The 7116-nt window shown below is 68.8% G+C and carries 5 protein-coding genes and 3 pseudogenes; 7 read left to right on the forward strand and 1 reads right to left on the reverse strand.

What is annotated here, in order from left to right:
• Window positions 1-228 (reverse strand): hypothetical protein (locus APM_RS22375; protein ID WP_206740695.1); only part of this gene is annotated, 228 nt, incomplete at its 3' end.
• Between APM_RS22375 and APM_RS03620 the strand changes: the two are divergent.
• From APM_RS03620 to APM_RS03650, 7 genes and pseudogenes are all read left to right on the forward strand, one after another.
• Window positions 227-421: pseudogene (locus tag APM_RS03620) on the forward strand (transposase); the annotation flags it as partial. The gene APM_RS22375 and the pseudogene APM_RS03620 sit on opposite strands and share 2 nt — an antisense overlap.
• A 113-nt stretch (window positions 422-534) precedes the next feature.
• Window positions 535-882, forward strand: a pseudogene (locus tag APM_RS20205) (integrase core domain-containing protein); the annotation flags it as partial.
• A gap of 160 nt (window positions 883-1042) precedes the next feature.
• On the forward strand, window positions 1043-2197 hold the full coding sequence (locus APM_RS03630) for a M20 aminoacylase family protein (protein ID WP_007422000.1): 1155 nt from the start codon (window positions 1043-1045) through the stop codon (window positions 2195-2197).
• A gap of 3 nt (window positions 2198-2200) precedes the next feature.
• On the forward strand, window positions 2201-3595 hold the full coding sequence (locus APM_RS03635) for a hypothetical protein (protein WP_007422001.1): 1395 nt from the start codon (window positions 2201-2203) through the stop codon (window positions 3593-3595).
• Entirely contained in the window at window positions 3493-4191 is a 699-nt protein-coding gene (gene recO / locus APM_RS03640) for a DNA repair protein RecO (RefSeq protein WP_241763098.1), read from the forward strand. Before APM_RS03635 ends, recO begins: the two co-directional genes overlap by 103 nt.
• Window positions 4181-6415, forward strand: a complete 2235-nt coding sequence (gene parC, locus APM_RS03645; RefSeq protein WP_007422003.1) for a DNA topoisomerase IV subunit A — start codon at window positions 4181-4183, stop codon at window positions 6413-6415. The genes recO and parC overlap by 11 nt, the downstream gene beginning before the upstream one ends.
• Window positions 6402-7116: pseudogene (locus tag APM_RS03650) on the forward strand (fusaric acid resistance protein); the annotation flags it as partial. The gene parC and the pseudogene APM_RS03650, both read left to right, overlap by 14 nt.

Below are 7116 nucleotides of genomic sequence, written 5' to 3' on the forward strand. Positions count from 1 at the left end.
TTGCTTGCCTTGTAAATTTTTTGTCCAAAAAGCGAACTCACGAACAATAAACGCTACCATGATTGGCGTTGACAATAAACACAGCCGGATATGGCGTTGCGGCCAACGGGCCCGAGAGCCGGGTCGTAAAAGATAGTTGAGTGATTTCAGAAGATTATAATTCTGCCGGCTTGCAACAACAGACGGGGTCGCGGTGATCTGGACTGAAATCGCTTGGATTTTTCGCATGAAGGAGGGCCGGGATAGAAGGAATCACAAGCCGGAAGAGATTATCGACAAACTTCGTGAGCCTGAGATTGCGTTGGCGGAAGGCGGGACGGTTGTGGATGCGTGCCGTCGGATCGGTATCACCGAGCCGAGCTACGACCGCTGGCGCAAGGAGTATGGCGGGCTGAAGATGGGCCAGGCACGCCGGACTCGTCATGCCGACATCCTATTTGGAAGTTGGAGCCTCCTGTCTTTCGGAATCCGCCATGAAGGATGAGGCAGGCGGCATCCCGCGAGCCTCTGGGACCATCAACGAAGCCCGCTTGCCGGGTCGCGCGGGAACTGACCCGTCTGATCGGGTGCCGCGGCCGGCCCGGCATGACCGTTTCCGGCCACGGCACCGAGTTCGCCTCGGACGCCACCCTCGTCTGGTCGAAGGATCACGGGGTGGAATGGCACTAGATCGGGCCCGGCAAGCCGATGCAGAACGGCCATGTCGAATCCTTCAGCGGCCGCATGCGCGACGAGCTTTTGAACGAGAGCCTGTTCTTCGGCCTCGATCATGCCCGCGCCGCCATCGCTGATTGGGTGGCGGATTTCAATGCCGCGAGGCCGCACTTCTCGCTCGGCTACCAGACCCCGGCGGACTATGCCGAGGGCCTCACCACAACCGGCACCGAACGGCGTAACAGAAGCGGCCGAGACTCCAATCGCACACGGATGAAAGTTCGGGGACGGGTCAGAGACATTCTTTTCAGGCCATTCGCGCGCCCCCTTGCCGCAGGGGCGCGGCGGCGCATACTCTGGACCGAGAGCTCATACAGGTGATCGATCCATGCCCGACACGCACGCCCAACGCATCGCGCCCACGCTCACCGAATGGCGCCGATACCTGCATCAGCACCCCGAACTCTCGCTGCGCGAGGAAAAGACCGCCGCCTTCGTCTGCGAGAGGCTGAAGGAACTCGGCATCCCCTTCGAGTCGGGCATTGGCGGGCATGGGGTCGTCGCCACCCTGCGGCGCGGCGGCAATCGCAGCGTCGGCCTGCGCGCGGATATGGACGCGCTGCCGATCACCGAGGCGACGGGGCTGCCTTACGCCTCGAAAACGCCGGGCGTGATGCATGCCTGCGGGCATGATGGCCACACCACCTCGCTCCTCGGCGCGGCGATGTTGCTGCGAGACGATCCGGACTGGTCGGGTACGGTGCATTTCGTCTTCCAGCCGGCCGAGGAGGGCTTCGGCGGCGCCCTGGCGATGATGGAAGACGGGCTCTTCCGCCGCTTCCCGATGGAGCGCATCTTCGGCTACCACAACTGGCCGGGGGTCGAGGCCGGCGCGATCATGATCCATGACGGGCCGATGATGGCCCAGGGCGAGCGCATCGGCATCACCATCCACGGCCATGCCGGCCACGCCGCGATGCCGAACCTAACCGCAGACCCGGTGGTTTGCGCCGCGCAGATCATCGTCGCGCTGCAATCGGTGGTCTCGCGCAACATCAACCCGCTCGATGCCGCGGTGATTTCGATCTGCGTGCTGCGCGGTGCCGAGGCCGACAACCAGATTCCGGACACGGTGACGCTGCGCGGCACGGTCCGCGCCTTGCTGCCGGAGGTATTCGACCATGTCACCGGCCGCATTCGCGAGATCGTCGCCCATACGGCCTCCGCGATGGGCTGCCGCGGCGAGGTGATATTCGAGCGCCGCCTCGCCGCGACGATCAACCACAAGGACGAGGCCGCACTCGGCCGCCGCGTGGCGCGGGACCTTGGCATGCCCGTGCTGACCGATCTGCCGCCAACCATGGCAAGCGAGGATTTCGGGTGGTATCTGCGGGAAATTCCTGGCGCCTATGCCTGGATCGGCAACGGGCCGGCCACCGAGGGAGCCTTCCTGCACAACCAGAACTACAATTTCAACGACGAGATCCTGCCCATCGCTGCCGGCTATCTCGCATCGACGGCGAAGGCCGCCCTGGCGGGCTGACGCGTGCCTGCGCCGGACGATTTCCGCTCGCACACGTCCGCTCCGCTTCCGGCTGGAACCCGCCGCGACATCGCCCGCCGGCTGGCCGGCGGTCCGACCGGCCCAGACGACCCGGCTTCGGGATCGCCGGCCGGCGACGCGGCGGCATCGGTGCGCGCGGCGGTGGCCGGGCGGATCGGGCTCGTGTGTGTCGCCTGGCCTGGTTTCGCGCATCCACTCTGGCTGCGCGCCGGGAGTGGCGATGCCGAAGCGGCCATCACCGCGCTGCGGGATGGCGTGGCAGGACTCGATCTGCCGTTCCTGCCGCACCGGATCATGGTGATTGGCGATGGATATCTTGCCGTCGCCCTCGCCGCGGCGTTTCCGGCCGCCGCCGTTGCCAGCATCGAACCGGTGCCCGGGCGCGCCCGGCTGCACGCGCTGAATACGCTGCCCTGGCGGCGGATCTCCGCCATCCATAACCCGGTCGGCATTGCCGGCGCCCGCCTCGCCGTGATGACCGATCCGGCAACCGGCGCCGAGCGGCTGGTGCCCGATCCACGGGGCGATATCGTCACGCTCGGCTTCGAGCCTGTGTTGCGGCATCTCGGCTGGGGCGAGGCCGATCTGCTGATCGTCGATCCCGCAGCCTGCCCCGATCTCGCCAACCCAGCGATCGATGGCGTGCTGGCCGCCTTCCGCCGCGTGATGATCCATACGGGCGGAACAACGATTCCGTCCGATCTGATCGCCCGGTTCCCGCCGCCCGCCTGGCGGGCCGGCACCATGCCGAGCCATGCCGTGTTCGACCGTGCTGCCTTCGGCCCGCAACCGGCATCGCGTCGGCAACCGGTTTTCGACATCGCTGGCGATCCGCTGGCCTGCACGCTGCCCGGGCGCGGCTGGAGGCCGGTGGGCGACACGGGATTCTGCCTCGCTCCTGCCGGCGAAGCCCCGGTCCGGCTCACGCTGCGCTGCTTCGCCGCCGGTCCCGCAGCCTTCGAGGCGCAGCTGCGCCTGCTGCCCGCGCCGGGCCCGGCGCTGCGTCTGGCGATCGGCTTCGCGGCGGCCGGCAGCGGGCGGGAGATCCATCGTGCCGCCCACGAGATCCGGCCCGGTGAAACCCGGCACTGGCGCTTCGACCTGCCGGTCTATTTCGGCGAGGTCGACATCTCGTTCGAGGTCGCGGCGCGCGATGGAACCGGGGAAGGCGGCTGGCTCGAAATTCGCGACCCGGCTTTTCCTGAGCAGGGCTGCGCATGGAATGGAGCGAACCCGCGATCGTCCTCAGCGTTGCCGCGTTCGGCGAGAGCGATCTGCGGACCATCGTCCTGGCCGAGACGCATGGCGCCTGGCACGGGCTGGCGCGCGGCGGGGCAGGGCGGCGCGGGGCGGCGATCTGGCAGGAAGGCAATCTGATCAACGCCCGCTGGGTCGCGCGCCTGCCGGAACAGCTCGGCAGCATCAGCGGGGAGCTGGTGCATCCCGCCGCCGCGATCGCGATGGCGGACCCGCTGGCGCTGGCGGTGCTGCGCGCGGCCTGTGCCGTCGCGGCGGGTGCGCTGCCGGAGCGCGAGGCGCATCGCGGCGCGTTCATCCGGCTTGCGCGGCTGCTGGGCGGCATCGGCATCGCCGGCACCGCGCTGCCGGCGCTGGTGCGCTTCGAACTCGAATTGCTGCGCGAGCTCGGCTACGGGCTCGATCTGTCGTCCTGCGCGCTGTCCGGGGCGGCCGAGGATCTCGCCTTCGTTTCGCCGCGCACCGGCCGCGCGGTGGCGCGCGGCGCAGCCGGCGATTGGGCGCCGCGGCTGCTGAAGCTGCCGGCCTTCCTGCTCGACGAGGATGCCGCGGACGATGAGGCCGACCTTGCTGCCTGCCGCGACGGGCTGGCGCTGACCGGCCATTTCCTCGCCCGCGATGCGTTCGGCGCGCGCCATGCCCCGCTTCCCACGGCCCGGCTCGACCTCTATGACCGGCTGACCCGCAGACTGAACGGAGACGACGATGCCCGATGACCTCCTGGGCAATGTTCAGGACACGAAACTCGCCACCGCCCTTTCCGAGCGGTACCTTGCCTATGCGCTGTCGACCATCATGGCGCGGTCGCTGCCGGATGTACGCGACGGGCTGAAGCCGGTCCATCGCCGGCTGATCTTCGCGATGCGCCAGCTCCGGCTCGATCCGGGCTCGGGCTTCAAGAAATGCGCCCGCGTGGTGGGCGACGTGATGGGCAAGTTCCACCCGCATGGCGACATGTCGATCTACGAGGCGCTGGTCCGCCTCGCGCAGGATTTCGCCTCGCGCTATCCGCTGATCGAGGGCCAGGGCAATTTCGGCAATATCGACGGCGATAACGCCGCGGCGATGCGCTACACCGAAAGCCGGCTGACCGAGGTCGCCGCCGCGCTGCTGGAGGGGATCGACGAGGACGCCGTCGATTTCCGCCCGACCTATGACAACGAGGATTCCGAGCCCGTCGTCCTGCCCGGCGCGTTTCCCAACCTGCTGGCCAATGGCGCGGCCGGCATCGCGGTCGGCATGGCGACGTCGATCCCGCCGCACAACGCGGCCGAGCTCTGTGCCGCCGCGATCCACCTGATCCGCCATCCGGATGCCGAGACCGCGGCGCTGCTCGATTTCGTGCAGGGGCCGGATTTCCCGACCGGCGGCGAGCTGGTGGAGGACCGCGCGACCCTGCTCTCCGCCTACGAGACCGGCCGCGGCTCGCTGCGCGTGCGGGCGCGCTGGAGCCGCAGCGATCTCAAGGGCGGGGCGTGGCAGATCGTGGTCACCGAAATTCCCTATCAGGTGCAGAAATCCCGGCTGATCGAGCAGGTCGCGCAGCTGATGGCGGAGCGCAAGCTGCCCTTGCTGGGCGATATCCGCGACGAAAGCACCGAGCGCGTGCGCATCGTGCTCGAGCCGAAATCGCGCACCGTCGATCCGGACATGCTGATGGCGAGCCTGTTTCGCGCCACCGCCTTCGAGCAGCGTTTCAGCATGAACATGAACGTGCTGGACGCCGACCGCACGCCGCGGGTGATGGGACTGCGGGAGATGCTGCGCGCCTGGCTCGATCACCGGCACGAGGTGCTGGAGCGGCGCTCGCGCCACCGCCTCGCCGCGATCGCCCGCCGGCTGGAAATCCTCGAAGGCTATCTCGCGGTCTTTCTCAATCTCGACGAGGTGATCCGCATCATCCGCACCGAGGACGAGCCGAAACCCGCGCTCATCGCCGCCTTCACCCTGACCGACACCCAGGCCGAGGCGATCCTCAACATGCGGCTGCGCAGCCTGCGCAAGCTCGAGGAGATGGAAATCCGCAAGGAGCACAAGGCGCTGACCGCCGAGCGTAAGGCGCTGGATGCGATGCTGGCCGACCCGGCCAAGCGCTGGGCGCGGATCGAGACCGAAATCGAGGCGACGGCGAAGACATTCGGCGGCGGTCCGGGCGCGCGGCGCACCACGATCAGCGGTGCTGTGCCGGTGACCGAGGTGGCGGTCGAGGCGCTGGTGGAGCGCGAGCCGCTCACCGTGATCCTGTCGGAAAAAGGGTGGATCCGCGCGCTCAAGGGCCATGCCGTGGCCGAGGCCGAGCTGAAGTTCAAGGAAGGCGACCGGCTGAAGGCGCTGTTGCGCTGCTCCAGCCTCGACCGCGTGACGGTTTTCGCGACCAATGGACGCGTCTACAGCCTGCGCGCCGCCGAGCTGCCGCGCGGGCGCGGCGATGGCCAGGCGATCCGGCTGATGGTCGATCTCGGCAACGAGGACGAGGTGGCGGCGCTTTTCATCGCCGATCCCGAGGCGCGCTATCTCGTTGCCGGCACTGACGGACGGGGCTTCATCATCGCCGGTGCCGAGCTTGGCGCGGAAAAACGCACCGGCAAGCAGATCCTCACCGTCCGGCCGGGGCAGGAGGCAATGCTGTGCCGGAAGGTCGCGGGGGACCATCTCGCGGTGATCGGGCAGAACCGCAAGCTGCTGGTCTTCCCGCTCGAGCAGGTGCCGGAGATGGCGCGCGGTGCCGGCGTGATCCTGCAGAAATACAAGGATGGCGGGCTGGCCGACGCCAAGGCCTTTACCCTTGCGTCCGGGCTGAGCTGGCGGCTGGGCGACAAGCAGCGGACGGAAACGCGGCTCGCCGAATGGCTCGGCGCGCGCGGCCAGGCCGGAAGGCTGCCGCCGACGGGCTTCCCGCGGTCGGGCACGTTCGGCCCGCCGGACGATGACGCCGGCTGATGCGCCCTCCCGGCTGACCGATCGTGCAGGGTTGCCGCTGACGGGCGGCAGCCTCGCGCTGAACTTCCGCGCCGTCTCCCTGCTCGAGGGAATTCGTGCCGCGATTGCGGTCGCCGGCACGCTCGCGGCGGGCGCCCTGCTGGACCAGCCGCAACTCGCCCTCGCGGCGCTCGGCGCGCTGCTCGCCTGCTTTACCGATCCAGGCGGCGCGCTGCCGGCCCGCCTGCCGCCGATGCTGATCTTCGGCGTGGCCGGCGCGATCTGCCTCGGAGGTTTCGGGCTGCTGGACGGCGCCAGCCCGTTGCTTGCCATTCCCGTCGCGGGACTTGCCATCTTCTGCTGCAGCCTTGCCCGCATCTACGGGCAGGGCGGATTGCTGACCGGCAACCTGCTTGCCGTCACGATCGTGCTGGCGCTCGACATGCCGACCGGCTCGCCGGTCGCCGCATTGCATGCGGCCTTCGGCTTCTGGGCCGGCGCCGCGGAAGCCGCGATCCTGACCCTTGCGCTCTGGCGCATCCGTCCGTTCGGCCCGGCGCGCGCGGCCTTGGCGGATGCGGCGCTCGCGCTGGCCGAGCTCGCCCGCGATCTTGCCGAACGCGAGGCCGATGCCGGCGGCGAGACCGGGTTCGATTTGCACGCCCGCGGCCATCGCCGGGCCGTGCGCGAAGCGATCGAGCGCGCCCGCGCCGTCACCCAGG

The sequence above is a fragment of the Acidiphilium sp. PM genome (assembly GCF_000219295.1).
GTDB lineage: Bacteria > Pseudomonadota > Alphaproteobacteria > Acetobacterales > Acetobacteraceae > Acidiphilium > Acidiphilium multivorum.